Genomic DNA, 19,564 nt, shown 5'->3' with positions numbered 1-19,564 from the left:
AGCTTCCGAGAACACAAAAACTAGATTTGTCAATGATTTAAGTCATGGAAACGGTTTAACTTATCAAAAAAGTTAAAATATTTTTGATTAGTTGGTTGAAAAAACTAACTAAGTACTGTATAGTACATATCATACAAGAAAGCGCTTACTGTTTGCTTTCTAAATTTATTGGAGTTTTAGCAATTATCATTCAGTTGAATGGGAGGAATTAGTATATGGCAAGCAATGCAAGTCCGAAGAAAATGTCGACTAACTTCATTTACTTCTTTGGGGCCCTTGGTGGCTTACTGTTCGGTTATGATACTGGGGTTATCTCCGGTGCCATGTTGTTTATTGGGAAAGAATTAGGGATTAAGGCGGGATCTTTTGAAGACGGTTTCATTACCGCTTCTGTTCTGTTAGGTGCCATTGTTGGGGCCGCTATTATCGGACCTTTATCTGATAAATTAGGTCGTAAGAAATTATTACTGACTTCTGCAATTATCTTCTTTATCGGGGCCCTTGGTTCTGGGTTTGCGCCAGATTACGCCGTATTGGTTAGTTCACGGGTACTGTTAGGGATCGCCGTTGGTGGTGCCTCAGCCTTGATTCCAACCTACCTTGCCGAATTGGCACCCGCTGACAAGCGTGGTGGGATTGGGACCTTGTTCCAATTGATGATCATGACTGGGATCTTCTTGGCCTACGTTTCTAACGAATGGTTATCACCAAAGGGTATGATTGGTTTGTCACAGACTGTCGGCTGGCGTTGGATGCTTGGCCTAGCCGCTGTTCCTGCCGCTCTCTTGTTCTTGGGTGGCTTGTTCTTACCTGAATCACCTCGTTTCTTAGTTAGAAAGGGCCGTGCAGACGATGCCCGGAACGTCTTACTTCAAATTAATGCAAATGACAGTGCCGTTGACGAAGAATTGGAAGATATCAAGTTACAAGCTTCGATTCCTTCAGGCGGTTTCAAAGAATTATTCGGTACAATGGCTCGTCCCGTGTTGGTAATGGCCTTAGGACTTGCGATTTTCCAACAAGTCATGGGTTGTAACACTGTGTTGTACTATGCGCCAAAGATCTTTATCTCTGCCGGATTTAGCGAACACTTTGCGCTTCAATCTCACATCGTTATCGGGATCTTCAACGTGGTTGTGACTGCGATTGCCGTTAAGATCATGGATAAGATCGATCGTAAGAAGATGTTGACTTACGGTGCCATCGGGATGGGTGCGTCACTCTTAGTGATGTCAACCGCTATGTTGGTATTGAAAGCCGGTAACGGTAACTTGGGTTCATGGATCTGTGTTATCGCATTGACCCTTTACATCGCCTTCTTCTCAGCAACTTGGGGCCCTGTTATGTGGGTTATGATTGGTGAAGCCTTCCCATTGAACATTCGTGGTTTAGGTAACTCATTCGGCGCCGTTATCAACTGGGCTGCCAACTTCGGTGTTTCACAATCATTCCCAATGTTATTACTTGCCTTCACTCCTGCACACGCAGTTAACGCCGAAGGCCAAGGGATTGCTAAATTGTTCATCGTTTACGGCGTACTTTGCTTCGTTGCTATTTGGTTCATTGCCAAATTCACCATCGAAACTCGTAACCGGACGCTTGAATCATTGGAAGCTGATCTTCGTTCACGTGCCCACGCTAAGGGTCACGTTGAAGCTGGGGAACCAGGGACTAACTAATTTGAGTTGAATTGATTAATTGAATAGATGTTGAAAAGCACCGTCGTTCTAGTATGGAATGGCAGTGCTTTTCGTGCGTGGATTGAGCGTTACTGAACGGTTTAGGCATTTTTTGCGATATTAGCGATGACGTGAAAAGGTGACTTAATTTAGAAAATGAACATCATGGGTCAAATCAATTGCTTAAAATAACGGATGTATGTTAACTTAAAAGGCTCGACAGAACCCAACCACATCCAACTCGGGCAGGAGGTCTATCACATGATCCAACCCTACCAAAACATTTCTCCCGTGCTGTAATGGCACTAAAAGGAGAGTTGCGACTACTAGCTGGCTCATTCAAGTGCTAGGTCAGCGTGAGGGTAGCGCAACTGAAAAATAACCATGAGTAGAAGTTATCGGCACCATCCAATTGTTAAGATGCACATGAGTGGTGGCAAGGAAATTGCTAATCGTCAATATCGGCGCCGCGTTAATGCGGGTGTTTTTGATGACTACCCACACCGTGCTAGGGCAGCTTATAAACGGATTGGCATTGATCAATATGACGTTATTGATGGCGTTTTGCGTCAGCCTTGGTCTAGTGTTCAAGCTGAGATTGAAATGACGCGGAAGACCTTTGAACGTAGAGGCGTGATGCTTGCTAAACCGGTACCTGAAAAGTGGTGGACGTACTCTCGTTTGCGAGATACTGATGATCGTGAACCCGAGTTTGAACAGCTTCCAGAACTGGAACCAATCTACCGAAAAGGGCGGCTTCCAGAACGATTTGCCTCGTTTGATGACTGGGTACAGTTTCGGTTTCAGGAGTGGCGGCGGTGGTATTATTGGAAATGAGGATAAACAAAAAGGACGCTATTGAGCGTCCTTTTTGTTTACGCAGGTATTGACGAGTTTCTATGCGCCCATTCGTCGCACAAAAATAGCTAACCACTGGTAGTTGTGACTGGCCTAGGTGTTAACCTTATACACTTTTGTAGGTAATAGTTTAGCCTAAGTGGTCACAAATATCACGCCAGAATGTCTATGCGATGAGGTTGCATCTATACCTTAAAACACATAAAAAGCCAGCCCTCAACAGCGAAGACTGACTAAAATGTTTATCTAAGAGCAGGTTTCAGAGCGCCATCCAACACCCTAAAACTCAAACTGATACCCAATCGCATAAACCTTATGTTCACCAGGCATCAAGACATAGTCGTCACCGAAATCATCAAACCGAGTGGCGTCTGACAAGTTTTGGGCTTCCAAGGCAACCCCTTCATAAGGCTTGCCAGCGCCCAAGGTCAATGCCATGTCAGGCGTGAATGAGTTGGCGGTGAAGACGATCAAGCCGTTCCGTGAAGAATGCAACGTAACCGCACGGCCACTTTCAGGATCGCTCAACTTAGCGATGGCTTGAGTTTGGGCGTCAGGGACAACTTCGAAGATGTCATCGAAGCCCTTTTCGTCGGTATCCTGCATTTGGTCAATGGCGCTCCCCAACGTAACGGGTGTTTGGAAATCAAATGGCGTGTTGGTGTTGTCCAAGAACTTGCCAGTTGGAATCTTTTCGCCGTCAACGTCCAAGTGGCGTGGACTGTTTAATTGCAACACTTGATCCTTAACCGTTTCACTACCAGCCACGTTGAAGTAGGTGTGGTAGGTTGGGTTGAAGATGGTTGGCGTTTCAGATTGAGCGGCGAAGCCAACGCTCAAAATATTGTCGTTAGTCAACGTGTAAGTTGCGGCCACGTCGATGGTTGGAAAGTCGCCTTCACCAGCCTCAAAATGGTGCGTTAAGGTCAACGTAGCGGCTTCATCATTAGAAGCTACGGCACCGGTCCAGTTAGCCGTATTAAAGCCGTTAGGGCCACCGTGGAGGGTGTTGTTACCTTCGTTTGGCGCTACCTTAGTGGTCTTGCCGTCGATGGTAAATTCACCGTTCTTGATCCGGCCAGCGGCGGTGCCGATGATCATGTTGACGTAGAACGGATTTGAATAGTAGTCCGCCGTGGTTGGGTAAGCCAACAGAATGTTTTGCGTGCTCCCGTCCTTGGTTGGCAGGTTCATTTCGCGGATGATACCCCCCTGACTTAAAATAACAGCTGATACACCGTTGTCATTTTCAAGGTGAAAGGCGGTTACATCGTGGCCTTGGTATTGGTCAAACACTTCTTGAAACGCTTTCATAATTTGTCACTCCTAGAAATAATTTATTAAAACTTTCGGGGATTTTCGCATTGTGTGTTAAGATGAATACGATTACGAACATAATAATTATTCGGACAAATGTCAATGCTTTTTGGCCGATTAGCAATGAATTTATTAAAAAATTCGAACAACTACTTAAAATGAACGCTAAATGGAGTCGACGTCATGCAAGCAAAATACGAAAAAGTTGAAGAAGCACTTAAAAATAAAATCTTGGCTGGTGAGTATCAGATCGGTGAAAAGTTACCAACCGAAACCGAACTGATGAATAAGTACGGGGTTAGCCGCTACACGGTGCGCCGGTCCGTTGGGGACTTGGAAAACGAGCACCTGATCTACCGGATCCAGGGTGGCGGGATGTACGTGAACGATTGGCAAAGCGCCAAGGCCAACAGCATCAGCAATAACCGCATGATTGGCGTTATCGCAACGCACATCGCGGATTATATCTTCCCAAGCATCATTAGCGGGGCTGACCAAATCATTTCGGATAACGGGTTTGCGATGCTCTTGGCAAACACCCACAATGACCCACAGCGAGAACGCAAGTCGCTGATTACCATGCTGGAGAGCAACGTGGCGGGGCTGATCATCGAACCAACCCAAAGTACGCTGCAGACGCCGAACGCGGATTTGTACCAAAAAATCCAAGAACTTAAGTTGCCAACGGTATTTATCAACGCCAAGTACGAACAAATCGACGGCGTTTCGGTGACCACGGATGATGAGGACGCCATGAAACGGATGACGGACTACCTGATCGACCAAGGCCACCAACGCATCTTGGGCGTGTTCCAAATCGATGACGTTCAAGGGATCAACCGGATGAACGGCTTTATCAAAGCTTATCAACGTAACGCCGATGTGATGATTCAAAGCAACGTCATCATGTACCGGACGACTGATCCAATCAAGAAGACGCTGGATCAGATCGAACAGGCGCTAGCCGTTGAACCACGACCAACCGCCATCATGTGCTATAACGACCAGTTGGCAATTCAAGTGATTGACCTCGTGAAATCGTTAGATCTGCAGGTGCCGGAAGACGTATCGGTAACCGGATTTGATGATTACAGCCTAGGGCAATTTATGGAACCCGCCATCACCACGATGGTGCACGAAAAGGAAAAGATGGGTCACGATGCGGCGGGGATGTTGATCAACATGATCGATAAGCAACCGGTCGAAGACATTGTTTACGAACCGGAACTGATTATTCGCAATTCAGTGGCGAAACGATAATTAATTGAGTTAGATGATGGCACATTGGTGTTTGGTGATGAATTACAGTCATTAAGCAACGATGCGCCATTTTTAACGCTGATCGCTATTGAGCCCGGCAGTAGCGGATCGAATTGAGCAGGAGACGAACGCAAGTCGAGCTTTGAAACAGCAACAGGCCACTCAGGCCCGGCATAAACATCCGTTTGCGCGAAAACGGCAGAAGCGGTAGGTCGAGTGAGAATTGATTGAATGAATTGGATGAGCACTGTGATTTCCTAGTCGGGAAGTTACGGTGCTTTTTTGTGTTGGGGAGATTTGGTGGGCTGTTTGCCTGCGCTTCGCTGGGCAAAGCCGCGTTTTTTTACTGGGTGTAAGTTGGCGGCGATTTTCGGCGCTTAGGTGGATTGGGGGTTCCACAGGTTAGCTTGGTGGTGAAACTTGTCGATGTTGCGTGTTCTGGCTTCTGCGCCGAAACGTGCGCCACGAAACTGGGCGCTATGTGTAAGCCGCTCCCAAAGCGTTTCGTTCCACGCTCTGGCTACCGTGCCGAAACGTGCTCCGACTTCAAACCGTTTTGCTCCGCACTCTTTTTATACGTACAAATAAAATAAATCTTGATTGATACGAATGAATAAGCTATAATCTGTCTTGTAAGCGATTAACATATCGATAAGTAAACGAGATAAGTTTAAATTTCTGGAGGACTTCGAAATGGATACAAACCAAGTCAAAGCTAAAATCGTGGCTGGTCAAGTTGCGTTGGGTATCGAGCTTGGCTCGACCCGGATCAAGGCGGTTTTGGTCACTGACGACTTCCAAACGGTGGCTTCAGGTGACTTTACCTGGGAAAACGAATTGGTGAACAACATTTGGACTTACCCGGTCGACAAGATTTGGGCGGGCATCCAAACTAGTTACACGGCAATGGCCAATGACGTGGCGGATCACTACCACGTGGCCTTACAAAAGATCGGTTCAATTGGGATCAGTGCCATGATGCACGGTTACATGCCATTTGATAAGGAAGGCAACCTATTGGTGCCATTCCGGACTTGGCGGAACAACATTACCGAACAAGCTGCCGATGAATTAACTGAGTTATTTAACTTCAACGTGCCACAACGTTGGAGCATCGCGCACCTTTATCAAGCCATCTTGAACCAAGAAGATCACGTGAAGGACGTTGATTTCATCACGACCTTAGCGGGATACGTTCACTGGAAGTTATCTGGTGAAAAGGTCTTGGGTATCGGTGATGCTTCCGGGGTCTTCCCAATCGATGACGCCACCAAGGGTTACGACAGCAAGATGATCGACCTGTTTAACCAACAAAAGAGCGTTCGCCAGTACAACTGGAGCTTGATCGACGTTTTGCCAGCGATTAAATTAGCGGGCGAACAAGCCGGCACCTTGAGTGCTGAAGGCGCCAAGTTATTGGATAAGAGCGGTCAGTTGGAAGCCGGCTCAGTGATGGCTGCCCCTGAAGGCGATGCCGGGACTGGGATGGTCTCAACCAACGCCGTTCGGACGCGGACCGGTAACATTTCTGCCGGAACCTCAGCCTTCTCCATGGTGGTCTTGGACCAACCAATGGCTAACGTCCACCGCGACATCGACATGGTGACAACGCCAAGCGGCGAACCCGTTGCCATGGTCCACACCAACAACTGTTCCTCAGACATCAACGCTTGGGTCGGTCTGTTCGGTGAATTTGCCAAGGAAATTGGCGTTGATTTGAAGCCCAACGACCTTTACGGTGCATTGTTCAACAGCACAAAACGCGCTGAAGATAACGCCGGTGGTATCTTGAGCTACGCCTACCTATCTGGTGAAAACATCACCAAGATGCCTGAAGGCCGGCCAATGGTTGTGCGGACACCAAACAGCCGCTTCAACTTGCCGAACTTCATCAAGACGCATCTGTACTCAGCCTTCGCCCCACTGAAGATTGGGAACGATATCTTGGCCAATGAAGAACACATCAAAGCGGACGGCTTTATCGCTCAAGGTGGGTTGTTCAAGACGCCAATCATTGGCCAACAAGTCTTGGCCGATGCCTTGGATACGCCGATCACCGTGATGAGTAACGCCGGTGAGGGTGGTCCTTGGGGCATGGCAGTCTTGGCACTCTACGCCGAAGACAACCACAACCAAAACTTAGCGGACTACTTGGATCAACAAGTCTTCGCTGATGCCGAGGGCACCACGATCGAACCAGACGCCGCTGGTGTGGCCGGTTGCAACGAATTTATCGAAGCCTACAAACAAGGCTTGAACGTTGAACTCGCAGCCGTTAACGCAATCAAACAGTAAACCAAATACCTTAAATAGGAGTGTTTAATAAACAATGCTTGAAGAACTAAAACAAGAAGTTTATGAAGCCAACATGTCCCTGCCAAAGCTCGGACTCGTCACCTTTACTTGGGGCAACGTTTCCGGGATCGACCGGGAAAAAGGGTTGTTCGTCATCAAGCCTTCCGGGGTTGATTACAATGACCTGAAGCCATCTGACTTAGTCGTTGTGAACTTGAAGGGTGAAGTTGTTGAAGGGGACATGAACCCATCTAGCGATACCCCAACGCACACGTACCTTTACAACCACTTCCCAAAGATCGGCGGCATCGTGCACACCCACTCACCATGGGCCGTTTCGTTTGCGGCTGCTAAGTTGGACATTCCAGCTATGAACACGACGCACGCAGATACCTTCTACGGCGACGTGCCGGCAGCGGATGCCTTAACTAAGGAAGAAATTGAAGAAGATTACGAAGGTAACACGGGTAAAACCATCGTTAAGACCTTCAACGAACGTGGCATCGACTACGAAGCCATTCCAGCAGCGTTGGTTAGCCAACACGGCCCATTTGCTTGGGGTCCTACACCAGCCAAGGCCGTCTACAACTCTAAGGTCCTTGAAGTGGTTGCCGAAGAAGACTACCACACGATGCAAATGACCATGGACAACACCCGCTTACCACAGTACTTGTTGGACAAGCACTACTACCGTAAGCACGGTGCCAACGCCTACTACGGTCAAAACAACGCCCAATCAAAGACCCATGCTAAGCACGAATAATCATTAACTAACATTTAAAAGGAGAAATTAATCATGCAAAAGTTACCTGATTACAAATTCTGGTTCGTTACTGGTTCACAATTCTTATACGGTGAAGATCAATTAAAGTCCGTTGAAAACGATGCTAAGGACATCGTTGCTAAGTTAAATGCTTCTGGCAAGTTGCCTTACCCAATCGAATTCAAGTTGGTCGCAACGACTGCTGAAAACATCACTAAGTTGATGAAGGATGCCAACTACGACGACGAAGTTGCCGGTGTCATCACTTGGATGCACACCTTCAGCCCAGCCAAGAACTGGATCCGTGGGACGCAATTATTACAAAAGCCATTGTTGCACTTGGCGACCCAATACTTGAACAACATTCCTTACGCTGACATCGACTTTGATTACATGAACTTGAACCAAAGTGCGCACGGTGACCGTGAATACGGCTTTATCAACGCTCGTCTTCGTAAGAACAACAAAGTCGTTTACGGCTGGTGGGGCGACGAAGAAACCCAAGCAGAAATTGCTGATTGGGAAGACGTTGCTGTGGCTTACAACGAAAGCTTCAAGATCAAAGTCGCTGTATTTGCCGACAAGATGCGGAACGTTGCCGTTACCGATGGTGACAAGATCGAAGCCCAGATTCAATTAGGCTGGACTGCTGACTACTGGGCAATGGGTGACTTAGTTCAAGTTGTTGACGCCGTTTCTGACGCTGACATCGACAAGAAGTATGCCGAAATCTCAGAAGAATACACCTTGACGCCAGGTAAGAACGATCCTGCTATGTTCGAAGACCACGTGAAGTACCAAATTCGTGAATACTTCGGCTTGAAGAAGTTCATGGACGACCGCGGCTACACTGCCTTCTCTGACAACTTCGAAGACCTTTACGGCTTGAAGGAATTACCAGGTTTGGCAACGCAAATGTTGATGGCTGAAGGTTACGGGTTCGCCGGTGAAGGTGACTGGAAGACCGCTGCTTTGGATCGTTTGATGAAGATCATGAGCCATAACAAGCAAACTGCCTTCATGGAAGACTACACCTTGGACTTACGGAAGGGCCACGAAGCCATCCTCGGTTCACATATGTTGGAAGTTGACCCAACCTTGGCTTCAGACAAGCCTCGCGTTGAAGTTCACCCATTGGATATTGGTGGTAAGGAAGATCCAGCTCGTTTGGTCTTCACCGGTTCAGAAGGCGACGCCATTGACGTGACTGTTGCTGACTTCGGCGACGAATTCCGGATGATCATGTACGAAGTAGAAGGCAACAAGCCTGAAGCTGAAACTCCATTCTTGCCAGTTGCTAAGCAACTTTGGACCCCTAAAGCCGGTTTAAAGGCTGGTTCAAAGGCTTGGATCGAAAATGGTGGTGGTCACCACACCGTCTTCTCATTCGCAGTGACTGCCCAACAAATGGAAGACTTCTCTGCTATGGTTAACTTGCATTTGGTTAATATTAAGTAGAGAGCGTGGAGAGAAGCGGTTAGATTGCGGAGTGTAAGGCGTCTTGGGTGAAAGCCCCGGGCCTGGGGTTTTACCCAAGACGCCTTACATGCAGCAATCTGCTTCTCGGAACGCATTTCGGCGCGGTAGCCAGAACGATACCAAAGACGACAAGCTTCACCAAGTATCCCGACTACCAAGAAGACGAAGTCTAATAAGCGCCGAAACCAATGTTGCCCGTAAGCTCGTCACAGGCAACCCACTAAAAACAGGTAACCCTTTTTCTAATATAGGCAAACACCCCGCAAACGCGCCCACGTTTGCGGGGTGTTTTTTTGTCGTCGCTTCGCTCGCCAAAGCCGCGGTCAAAAGTGCTCGTTCATACTACAAAATTCGGCGCCACTTAAACTGTCATTTCCAGGGTTCCTGAAGTTGTGGAAATTTGTCAACCACGCGCTTTCTGGCCACCACGCCGAATGGTGCTGCGCGAGACTGAGAGCTGCATGTAAGGCGAGTCCGGTAAACCCGCCAAACCCGGGCGCCTTCACCGGACTCACCTTACACACTGCTCTCAACCCATCTCGCTCCGCACACTGTCGCTGGATACAAACGACAGTAGTTTCTTTATATTAATCACACAGCATAATTCGATGAAGTCTCGCAACCATCTGGATAATCAGTGTAGGAGTTAAAAGAACAGTCTGACAGCAACCAAGGAAAGTTGATCGTTACGCCAGACACTAACCAAACTTTGTTTTAAGTCCAAGTTAAGGTTCCCCCGTTATCATCAAACCTATTCAATATCAAAAAACTGTAGCGTAACTACAACGAACAGAACGACTTTGAGCAGGATGCCTAAGTTGCGTTCTAAATAGAGAGGATTTTGATGACTATCAAAGCATTTAAACAGAAGTACTGGATCAGCATCATCACGGTCGCGGTGATTTTACTGGTTTGGAGCACGATTACATATCAGCACCAAGTATCGCAATTGATCATCCCGTCGCCAGGACAGATTTGGACCTGCTTCGTTCAGCTATTGCAAGATGGCTACAAGGGGACCTCGTTGTGGGGACACATGTGGGCGAGCCTGCAACGGCTGTTTATCGCCTTCGGGTTGGCCGCAGTTACTGCCATTCCAATCGGGTTATTGAGTGGTTATTCGGAAAAGATTCGCGCGGTATTTGAACCAATTATTGCGTTTATTCGACCACTGCCGCCTTTGGGTTACTATACGATCATTATTCTATGGATGGGGACTGGTAATGCGTCGAAGATTTTCTTACTGTTTCTTGGCGCCTTTGCACCGATTTTTGTCTCCTGCGTTTCGGGCGTGACCCGAGTCAATCCCGATTACATTAATCATGCACGAACGTTGGGTGCCAACCAATGGCAGATTTTCGTCCACGTTATTTTGCCCGCATCGTTGCCCGAGGTTTTTGTTGGGGTGCGAAATGCAATGAGTATCGCTTACGCAACATCAGTGGCTGCCGAAATGGTAGCGGCCGTTTCCGGAATCGGTTGGATGGTGCTGGACGCTTCCAAGTATCTGCGAAGCGATGTGGTCTTTGTGGGTATTATCCTAATGGGCATCACCGGGATCGTGCTTGATAAGCTCTTGTTACTGCTGGAACACCAGATGATCGGTGGGAGGGAACGCCATGCTTAGAAAATTGACGATCGTGAGTTTCGTTGGTCTCATGATGACGCTGTTGTTGATTTTAACGGGGTGTTCATCAACCTCCGGGACGGCCGAAGCCAACAAAACGAGTGCTTATCCAACCACCGTTAACGTTGGCATCATCGAAGGTGGTCCTGAATCGGCCATTTTAGCTAAAGAAGGGTATTTACAAAAATACATTAAAACGAAGGTCAAAGTGACCACGTATTCTTCGGGAACTGATATCAATAACGCCTTCATCTCGCATACATTAGACCTTGCTTCGTTTGGCTCATCACCGGTTACACTGGGCCTAGTCAATGGTGTGAGCTATAAGGCGGTTGCGGTGCCGTACACCGAGGGTGGCCAAATCGAAGCGTTGGTTGCTCGCAACGGAACTGGTATCAAATCGGTTAAGGATCTGAAAGGGAAAACCATTGGGGTTCCTGCTGGCACAACTTCCCACTATGCGTTGTTACAGGCGTTAAAATTAGCGGGCCTCAGCACGTCGGATGTGACGATTGAAGATTTGTCCGGCCAAAACATCGTTGCCGCTTGGAAACGAAAAGAAATCGATGCGGCCTACACGTGGAGTCCTAGTCTTGATAGTATCAAAAAGACCGGGACGGTAATCACAAGTGATGGTCAGCTTGCAGCGCAGGGCATTTCAATTCCTGAAATCGCGGTTGCCACTAATAATATGATGACTAAGTATCCGAAGGTGGTGGCACAGTACGTCAAGGCAATGCTGGCGGTGGGCAAATTGGTCAAAACGAATCCTCAGCGCGCAATTGCGGACGTTGCGAGTTGGGAAGGCATTTCAAAAGCAGCGGCTAAGGCACAAATTGAAGATAACCACTGGCTAACGGGTAGTGAGCAGTTAAGCAGCTTAACCGGAACGGGTAGTGGGTCATTGGTCGAAACGCTTCAGTTAACCGCCCAATTCCATAAACTACAGGAAAATATCACCACCGTGCCGTCACGCAAGACCCTGAGTGCAACGGTTGATAACGATTATCTGGCAGAGGCGTTAGGAAAGGAGACTGGCAAATGAGTGAAACTAAGATTGTGACACCAGAAGCGGTTGCAGCCGAGGCAATTGCAGCAAAATCAGCGGCACCAGTTACTGAGCATCAAACGACAACAGCCAAAGGTTTAACAACGGATGAGGCACCATTGTTGGATATTCAACACGTTGCGATGAACTACCAAAATGGTAAACAGACCGTTCCGGCATTGGGCGAGGTCAACCTTCAAATTTACCCGGGTGAATTCGTTTGTGTGATGGGACCGAGTGGTTGTGGTAAGAGTACACTGCTCAATATTTTAGCCGGCTTCATGGCACCGAGCGAGGGTCAGGTGTTACTGAATCAAACGCCGATTAAGGGGACTGATGCGCAGCGTGGCGTTGTTTTCCAGAATGCGCCATTGTACGATTGGTACTCGGTGCGCGATAACATCGCTTTCGGTCCTAAGATGAAACACGTTGATTCAACTCAGATCAAAACGGACGTCGATTACTACTTAAATGAAGTTGGGTTAACCGAATTCGGGGACAAGCGCATCTATGAGCTTTCCGGTGGGATGAAACAACGTGCCAACATTGCGAGTTCGCTGATCAATGATCCGGATATCTTGTTGATGGACGAACCGTTCGGCGCGCTGGATGCGTTGACACGTGAACAGATGCAAACGTTGGTCCGACGAATCTGGCATGAAACCGGGAAAACGATTTTCTTCATTACCCATGACGTAGACGAAGCGCTATTGCTAGGAACCCATATTTTAGTGATGTCAAAGCATCCGGGACGGGTGATTGCTGATTTTTCAGCCGATTTTACGACACGACTCATTGGCGATCAGTCTCAGTCAGTGCGGTATACGCCGGAGTTTGGGGAACGCCGACAGTATATTTTGAAGTTGATCAACGGGCAGTGAAAAGATTTCAGAAATTAATCAATCGTGAAATTGCCATGAAATTATGAGAAAACTCTAAGCTTCATTTAAGAGTTGCTCACTAAACTAACAGTACGATAACCAGACAGGCACCAAGAAAGTGGAGGCATTTGCCAATGAAAGCATTCGATTTTTTAAACCAAACCAGTGAAACAACGATTCCGATGGGCAAGACGATGGTTCTCGATAAGGGCTTGGGACTCAACGCCGTGGACGACTTGATTGCCACGGCCGGTGACGCGATCACCTTCGTGAAGTTCGGCTGGGGCACCAGCGCGGTGATGGACCGGAACCTCGTGATGGCCAAAACGGCGCGGTATGCGGCGGCTGGGTTGATTCCTTATCCCGGTGGCACGTTACTGGAAGCGGCGTTGGCAAATGACCAATACGACGCTTTCTTAGATGAAGCCAAGGCTTTAGGGTTTAAAGGCATCGAGGTTAGCGATGGCTCGACGACTGTTGCGGCAGACATTCGTCACGACTTAATCATTAAGGCGCGAGAAGCTGGTTTCTTCGTGATCTCCGAGGTGGGTAAGAAGAACCCCGACTTGGATCACGAGCTAACCCCAGCTGAACGGGTCGCTATTATCAACGCTGACTTGTCTGCTGGCTCACATTACGTGATTCTCGAAGCCCGTGAGGCCGGAAAGAACATCGGCATTTACGACAACAACGGTAACATCAAGGTGGACGAACTCGACTTGTTGGCCGAAAACGGTATCGATAAGTTGATTTTCGAGGCCCCATTGAAGGCCCAACAAGTGGCGTTGATTTTAAAATACGGTCCGCAGGTTAACATGGGCAACATTGCTACAGAAGACGCCATTTCACTGGCAACGCTTCGGCGGGGCCTTCGTGGTGACACGTTAGGCAAAATTAAATCAGCGGCGAACCTTGCGCGCTAGGTGACGGACGATTACCATAATATAGAAGAGAAGGCAGAGCGTTTAGGGAGCAGTGAGCTTTCTAAGCGCTTTGTCTTAATCAAAGGAGGTTGGGACAGGTAAGGTGTTGTCCCGCTATACGATATGAAACGATTATTTATTATTCGTCATGGTAAGACGCAGTGGAACCTTGAAAAGCGGCTCCAGGGCGCCGGTGCGGATAGTCCGTTGTTGACGGATGACCTGACCGGCTATGAGCAGTTAGCGCGGTATTTGGATCAATACCAGTTTGCGAAAGTTTACGCTAGTCCAATCGAACGGGCGATGGATACCGCTAAATTGGTTACGTTGCGGTTATCACAACCGATTGACGGTATCGAAGCAGTTGCCGGATTAGCTGAGCTGTCCTTTGGGCAGTGGGAAGGTCAAACTCGGGAGTCGTTGATTGCCAGTGACCGGGAACTGTTTGGCAAACTGTCCCGGCGTGAAAATGATCCCCGGTTGGCAGCAATTGGTGTGGAAGACTTTGACGCGGCTCGGCAACGGTATGCGGATGCGCTTCGGACGATTGCGGAGGAACTAGGCGAGGACGAGAACGCGCTGATTTTTTCTCACGGTGGCATTAGTCAGTTGGGGATTAAGGCCGCGACTGGTAACGAACACTTGCTGGGATTGAAGAATTTGTCGACATCGATTTTGGGTGTGCGAGATGATGGCATGTATCTGGATGTTTATAATCAAACCGCGTATTTGGATGCAGTTGATTTGAATGAAGGCAATGTTTCGATTTTATAGGTGATGGAGAGGCCAGTGGTGGTCTCTTTTTTTGTTGACGTTTTTGTCCAGCGTAAGCATTGGGCGGATTTTGGGTGAAGGCTGTTTGTCATCGCTTCGCTCGCCAAAGCCGCGTGAAAACCGGCGCTCTCAGGCTACAAAATTCGGCGTCACTTTGGCTGTTATTTCCAGGGTTCCTGAAGTTGTAAGAACTTGTCAACTACGCGCTTTCTGACCACCACGCCGAATGGTGCTGCGCGAGACTGAGAGCTGCATGCAAGGCGACATCGGTAAACCCGCCAGGCCCGGGCGCCTTCACCGATGTCGCCTTGCACACTGCTCTCAACCCGTCTCGCTCCGCACACTTACGCTGGACACAAACGTAAGCGCACCGCTTAATAACATAATTACACCACTTACGCACTCGCTATTTACAACACCGCCAAAATCGGGTTTAATTGACCAAGTAGTCAAGGTCGTGCACAACGTCAATTTTGTGATAGCATTTATGCTTTACATTTAAGAAGCGTTAGCGGATAATACATCTTGCTCTGTTTAATCGTAAAAAAAATAAAGCCCAACCAAGTCGTGATAACTGGCGTTTTTGACCCATTGTAGGCGTCCGTTATCACCATTTGTATGCACTGAACTGTGCCGGGCAACGACTGAGGGGGAGCCGACTAGGTGCACGAGACCGTGCTAAAGGGGAGGACAATAGTATGTTGATGAAGGCAATCGGCAGGTACAAACTGCTGATCACCGCAGCGTTGCTCACAATGCTGCTCCAAGTGGGGGCCGCGTTGTGGCAACCCAGTTTTATGAAAAGTATCTTAAGCGTCATGGCCAACATGTCGCTTTCAACGTCCGATAAGATCGACAAGGTCAGTGGTTACGGGGTTGCCTTGATTGGCATCGCGGTGATCGGTTTGATTGGCTCAGTGCTCAACACGCTAGCCGCCGCCAAAATTGCCCAGTCGGTATCAGCGGACTTGCGGGAAATGACGTTCCGTAAGATTCAGACGTTCTCATATGAAGATATTGAAAAATACCAATCGGCGAACCTCGTCGTGCGGATGACCAACGATATCACTCAGGTGCAAACGCTCCTGATGATGGCGTTCCAGATTTTAATTCGGATTCCACTGTTATTCGTAGGGGCCTTTGTGCTCTCGATTATTACAATGCCACAGCTTTGGTGGATCATCATTGTGATGGTGGTCTTGATCGTGATGGTCACGGGCCTGTCGATGCGTTCGATGGGACCGCATTTTGGTGCGTTCCAACATTTAATGGATCGCATCAACGCGATTGCGCGGGATAACCTGCGTGGGGCACGAGTGGTCAAATCCTTCGTGCAAGAAAAGAGTCAGGCTGAGAAGTTTGATAAGGAATCAGACGACTTGCTGGGGCACAACTTAGCGGTTGGGTACACCTTTGCCACGATGATTCCCGCCTTTACGGTCATCTCCCAGTTGGCGATCTTCGTTGCCATTTGGTTGATTTCAACCAATATCACCCAATCTGCATCGTACGCTCAGGATCAATTGGGCGGTATCATGACCTTTATTCAATACATGATGCAAATTATGTTTGCCATTATTATGGGTGGGATGGTGTCAATGTTTGCTTCTCGGGGGTTCGTGTCGATCGGCCGGATCAACGAAGTACTGAACACGAAGACGTCGATGACCTTCATTACTGAAGATAGCGAAGATTTGGATGGTTCCGTGGACTTTGACCACGTGTCATTTGCTTATCCAAACGATGAAACGCCAACCTTAAAGGACATCAGTTTCCACATCGAACCAGGTCAAATGGTCGGGATCGTTGGGGCGACCGGTGCCGGAAAATCGACGTTAGCGCAACTGATTCCCCGACTCTTTGATCCAACCGAGGGGACGGTTGAAGTGGGCGGTAAGGACTTGAGAACCGTCTCTAAACTCACATTGAAGAACACCATCTCCATCGTGTTGCAAAAAGCCATCCTGTTCTCCGGGACCATTGCCGGGAACTTGAAGCAGGGGAACGCAAACGCCACCGATGCTGATATGGACCGGGCGGCTAAAATTGCCCAAGCCGCGGAATTTATCGACCGGTTACCACAACGTTACGATGCGGAAGTGGAAGAACGGGCCAACAACTTCTCTGGTGGTCAAAAGCAACGGTTATCGATTACCCGTGGTGTGATCAAGAAGCCAAAGGTACTGATTTTGGACGATTCAACTTCAGCGTTGGATGCCCACTCTGAAAAGCTGGTTCAAGACGCCTTTAACCGCGAGTTAAAGGGGACGACCACGATCATTATCGCTCAAAAGATTTCATCAGTAGTTCACGCTGATACGATTTTGGTACTGGACGAAGGTCGCCTGGTTGCGCAAGGCAATCACCGCGAGTTGGTTGAAACCTCTGACGTTTACCGCAAGATCTACGACACGCAAAAGGCGAAGGAGGACTAATCAATGAATGATACTGCTAGAGCGATTAAATTCTTCTACCTGTATTTTAAAAAATACAAACTACAATTTCTCGTGATCGCGATCTTCGTGATTGCCGCCACCTACCTGCAAGTGAAGGCGCCGGTGATCATGGGGGATGCCATCACGCATTTAACAAACTACGTCGGCAACTTCTTCACGCACCAGCATGCGCCTGAAGCCATTAAGGCGCTGAAGAAGATCGCAGCCGGGGCCGTTTCATCGCAAGATGCGTTGCAACACATTGCTACTCAGTTGAGTCAAGCAACCGGCCACACGATTGGCTGGAAGTCATTGACGGATAGCAACGTGCCCGCTCAAGTGCTGTCGAGCCTACCAAAGGGCACGACGATTCACAGCCTGCAACAAATGGCTGCCATGCCACACGACTGGCACCAACTGACTAACAGCAACGTGCCGGCTTCAATCTTGTCATCACTGCCACACGGGACGACCATCAACACGCTACACAGCGTTGCGGTGTCGAACCCGGCAAGTAAGGTGACGTTCTTCAAGTCGATGTGGCTCCTGTTGGCGTTCTACGTCATGACCGGGGTTGCCCAATTGCTGTACACGATTTTGTTCACCCGGATCGTTGGTCACTCAACTAACCGGATGCGTAAAGGCTTGTTTGGTAAGTTGGAACGCTTGACGATCGCCTACTTTGACCGGCATGAAGACGGTGATATTTTGGCGCGGTTCACCTCTGATTTGGATAACATTCAAAACACGTTGAACCAAGCTGCTGTGAACGTCACGACCAACTTTGCCCTGTTCGTTGGGGTGTTGATCATGATCTTCCGGCAAAACGTCAGCCTGGCATGGGTAACGGTCTCGACCACCCCAGTTGCGGTGTTGTGTGCCGTGATCATTATTACCCAAGCTAAAAAATACACCGATCGCCAACAAGCCGAAGTCGGTACGTTGAACGCCTACATGGACGAAAAAATTTCCGGCCAAAAGGCGATCATCGTTGAAGGTCAGCAACAAGATGCTATTGACGGCTTTACCGTTCGTAACGACAAGGTTCAAAAATCAACCTTTGCTGCTCAAGCTTGGTCAGGGATGATCATGCCCGTGATGAATGGGTTCCAATTATTGACGACCGCGTTGGTGATCTTCGTTGGGACCAAGTTAGTGCTGAACGATTCAACGATGAGCACCGCTACGGCGTTGGGGTTAATCGTGACGTTTATCCAATACGCACAACAGTACTACAACCCAATCATGCAGATTTCATCATCATTTGGTCAGCTCCAATTGGCCATCACCGGTGCCACTCGGTTGAACGTGATGTTTGACGAACCCGAAGAAGTGCGCCCTGAAAATGGTGAACCCTTCAAGGAAGTCGGCGATGGGATCCAAATTGAACACGTTGACTTTGGGTATTTGCCAGATCAACACATCTTAAAAGACGTTAACATTGATGTGAAGAAGGGCCAGATGGTGGCCTTAGTTGGGCCAACTGGTTCTGGGAAGACCACTGTCATGAACCTGATGAATCGGTTCTACGACGTGGATAACGGGGTCATTAAATACGATGGCATCGACATCCGAAAGTTTGATCTGGATAGTCTCCGGTCAAAGGTCGGCATCGTGTTGCAAGAATCCGTGCTGTTCTCGGGTACGATTGCGGATAATATCCGGTTTGGGAAACCAGACGCCACGATGGATGAAGTGATTACGGTTGCTAAAACGACCCACATTCACGAGTTCATCGATAGCTTACCGGACAAGTACGAGACCCACGTGGATGACAGTAACGACGTCTTCTCCGTTGGTCAAAAGCAACAAATCTCAATCGCGCGGACGATTCTGTCCAACCCAGAAATCCTGATTTTGGACGAAGCCACGTCAAACGTGGATACCGTGACGGAACAACAGATTCAATACGCCATGGAAGCAGCCATCGCCGGCCGGACATCCTTCGTGATTGCCCACCGGTTGAAGACGATTCTAAACGCGGATAAGATCGTTGTGCTGAAGGATGGTGAAGTCATCGAAGAAGGCACGCACCATGAGCTGGTTGCAGCTGGTGGGTTTTATTCGGAACTTTATCATAATCAGTTTGTGTTTGAGTAGAGCGTGAAAAAAATCGGTTAGAAGTCGGAGCATAAGGCCCCTCTAGCTAAACCCCCGAACCTGGGGTTTAGCTAGAGGGGCCTTATGTGCAGACTTTTGATTTTTTTCACGCGTTTCGGCGTGGT

General features: G+C 48.5%; 14 protein-coding genes. 13 read left to right on the top strand and 1 reads right to left on the bottom strand.

Annotated elements, in window-relative coordinates:
• Window positions 1-215 precede the first annotated feature (215 nt).
• Together ACYVR3_RS05820 and ACYVR3_RS05815 are read left to right on the top strand one after the other, a co-directional pair.
• On the top strand, window positions 216-1,679 hold the full coding sequence (locus ACYVR3_RS05820) for a sugar porter family MFS transporter (RefSeq protein ID WP_461243472.1): 1,464 nt from the start codon (window positions 216-218) through the stop codon (window positions 1,677-1,679).
• 384 nt (window positions 1,680-2,063) lie between these two features.
• Window positions 2,064-2,516 carry a hypothetical protein gene (locus ACYVR3_RS05815; RefSeq protein WP_461243471.1) on the top strand — a complete coding sequence of 151 codons (453 nt, stop codon included), beginning with the start codon at window positions 2,064-2,066 and terminating at the stop codon, window positions 2,514-2,516.
• A gap of 300 nt (window positions 2,517-2,816) precedes the next feature.
• Here ACYVR3_RS05815 and ACYVR3_RS05810 read toward each other — a convergent pair whose 3' ends face one another.
• A complete protein-coding gene (locus tag ACYVR3_RS05810; RefSeq protein ID WP_054735865.1) occupies window positions 2,817-3,851 on the bottom strand; it encodes an aldose epimerase family protein in 1,035 nt (344 codons plus the stop codon).
• Window positions 3,852-4,037: 186 nt separating this feature from the next.
• On the opposite strand from ACYVR3_RS05810, the gene ACYVR3_RS05805 reads away from it, so the two are divergent.
• The 11 genes from ACYVR3_RS05805 (at window position 4,038) to ACYVR3_RS05755 (ending at window position 19,439) form a co-directional block, all read left to right on the top strand.
• The gene (locus tag ACYVR3_RS05805; RefSeq protein WP_461243470.1) at window positions 4,038-5,114 is read left to right on the top strand and encodes a substrate-binding domain-containing protein; all 1,077 of its coding nucleotides are present in this window, start codon (window positions 4,038-4,040) and stop codon (window positions 5,112-5,114) included.
• 693 nt (window positions 5,115-5,807) lie between these two features.
• Window positions 5,808-7,409 (top strand): xylulokinase, encoded by a 1,602-nt coding sequence (locus tag ACYVR3_RS05800; RefSeq protein WP_057151782.1) that lies wholly within the window; start codon window positions 5,808-5,810, stop codon window positions 7,407-7,409.
• 34 nt (window positions 7,410-7,443) lie between these two features.
• Entirely contained in the window at window positions 7,444-8,172 is a 729-nt protein-coding gene (locus ACYVR3_RS05795) for an L-ribulose-5-phosphate 4-epimerase (protein WP_461243469.1), read from the top strand.
• Window positions 8,173-8,205: 33 nt separating this feature from the next.
• Window positions 8,206-9,630, top strand: a complete 1,425-nt coding sequence (araA, locus tag ACYVR3_RS05790; protein ID WP_461243468.1) for an L-arabinose isomerase — start codon at window positions 8,206-8,208, stop codon at window positions 9,628-9,630.
• Between the two features lie 865 nt (window positions 9,631-10,495).
• Window positions 10,496-11,278 carry an ABC transporter permease gene (locus ACYVR3_RS05785; protein ID WP_461243467.1) on the top strand — a complete coding sequence of 261 codons (783 nt, stop codon included), beginning with the start codon at window positions 10,496-10,498 and terminating at the stop codon, window positions 11,276-11,278.
• A complete protein-coding gene (locus ACYVR3_RS05780) occupies window positions 11,271-12,323 on the top strand; it encodes a taurine ABC transporter substrate-binding protein (protein WP_461243466.1) in 1,053 nt (350 codons plus the stop codon). The genes ACYVR3_RS05785 and ACYVR3_RS05780 overlap by 8 nt, the downstream gene beginning before the upstream one ends.
• Window positions 12,320-13,207 (top strand): ABC transporter ATP-binding protein, encoded by an 888-nt coding sequence (locus tag ACYVR3_RS05775; protein WP_461243465.1) that lies wholly within the window; start codon window positions 12,320-12,322, stop codon window positions 13,205-13,207. Before ACYVR3_RS05780 ends, ACYVR3_RS05775 begins: the two co-directional genes overlap by 4 nt.
• A gap of 134 nt (window positions 13,208-13,341) precedes the next feature.
• Entirely contained in the window at window positions 13,342-14,130 is a 789-nt protein-coding gene (gene comA / locus ACYVR3_RS05770; protein ID WP_461243464.1) for a phosphosulfolactate synthase, read from the top strand.
• Between the two features lie 123 nt (window positions 14,131-14,253).
• Window positions 14,254-14,904, top strand: coding sequence for a histidine phosphatase family protein (locus ACYVR3_RS05765; RefSeq protein WP_461243463.1), 651 nt, complete (start codon window positions 14,254-14,256; stop codon window positions 14,902-14,904).
• A 698-nt stretch (window positions 14,905-15,602) separates the two neighbouring features.
• Window positions 15,603-17,339, top strand: coding sequence for an ABC transporter ATP-binding protein (locus tag ACYVR3_RS05760; protein WP_461243462.1), 1,737 nt, complete (start codon window positions 15,603-15,605; stop codon window positions 17,337-17,339).
• A 3-nt stretch (window positions 17,340-17,342) separates the two neighbouring features.
• Window positions 17,343-19,439: an ABC transporter ATP-binding protein gene (locus tag ACYVR3_RS05755; RefSeq protein WP_461243461.1), complete on the top strand. Its 2,097-nt coding sequence runs from the start codon at window positions 17,343-17,345 to the stop codon at window positions 19,437-19,439.
• The last annotated feature ends 125 nt before the right edge of the window (window positions 19,440-19,564 follow it).

This window comes from Secundilactobacillus muriivasis, assembly GCF_054785195.1.
Note: the sequence above shows the minus strand (reverse complement) of the source record. Positions and strands in the feature narration are given on the sequence as shown.

What these genes read in the sequence shown, in the direction of transcription:
- ACYVR3_RS05820 (WP_461243472.1), top strand. Translation starts at nt 216, where the DNA reads ATGGCAAGCAATGCAAGTCCGAAGAAAATGTCGACTAACTTCATTTAC.
- ACYVR3_RS05815 (WP_461243471.1), top strand. Translation starts at nt 2,064, where the DNA reads ATGAGTAGAAGTTATCGGCACCATCCAATTGTTAAGATGCACATGAGT.
- ACYVR3_RS05810 (WP_054735865.1), bottom strand. Translation starts at nt 3,851, where the DNA reads ATGAAAGCGTTTCAAGAAGTGTTTGACCAATACCAAGGCCACGATGTA.
- ACYVR3_RS05805 (WP_461243470.1), top strand. Translation starts at nt 4,038, where the DNA reads ATGCAAGCAAAATACGAAAAAGTTGAAGAAGCACTTAAAAATAAAATC.
- ACYVR3_RS05800 (WP_057151782.1), top strand. Translation starts at nt 5,808, where the DNA reads ATGGATACAAACCAAGTCAAAGCTAAAATCGTGGCTGGTCAAGTTGCG.
- ACYVR3_RS05795 (WP_461243469.1), top strand. Translation starts at nt 7,444, where the DNA reads ATGCTTGAAGAACTAAAACAAGAAGTTTATGAAGCCAACATGTCCCTG.
- araA (WP_461243468.1), top strand. Translation starts at nt 8,206, where the DNA reads ATGCAAAAGTTACCTGATTACAAATTCTGGTTCGTTACTGGTTCACAA.
- ACYVR3_RS05785 (WP_461243467.1), top strand. Translation starts at nt 10,496, where the DNA reads ATGACTATCAAAGCATTTAAACAGAAGTACTGGATCAGCATCATCACG.
- ACYVR3_RS05780 (WP_461243466.1), top strand. Translation starts at nt 11,271, where the DNA reads ATGCTTAGAAAATTGACGATCGTGAGTTTCGTTGGTCTCATGATGACG.
- ACYVR3_RS05775 (WP_461243465.1), top strand. Translation starts at nt 12,320, where the DNA reads ATGAGTGAAACTAAGATTGTGACACCAGAAGCGGTTGCAGCCGAGGCA.
- comA (WP_461243464.1), top strand. Translation starts at nt 13,342, where the DNA reads ATGAAAGCATTCGATTTTTTAAACCAAACCAGTGAAACAACGATTCCG.
- ACYVR3_RS05765 (WP_461243463.1), top strand. Translation starts at nt 14,254, where the DNA reads ATGAAACGATTATTTATTATTCGTCATGGTAAGACGCAGTGGAACCTT.
- ACYVR3_RS05760 (WP_461243462.1), top strand. Translation starts at nt 15,603, where the DNA reads ATGTTGATGAAGGCAATCGGCAGGTACAAACTGCTGATCACCGCAGCG.
- ACYVR3_RS05755 (WP_461243461.1), top strand. Translation starts at nt 17,343, where the DNA reads ATGAATGATACTGCTAGAGCGATTAAATTCTTCTACCTGTATTTTAAA.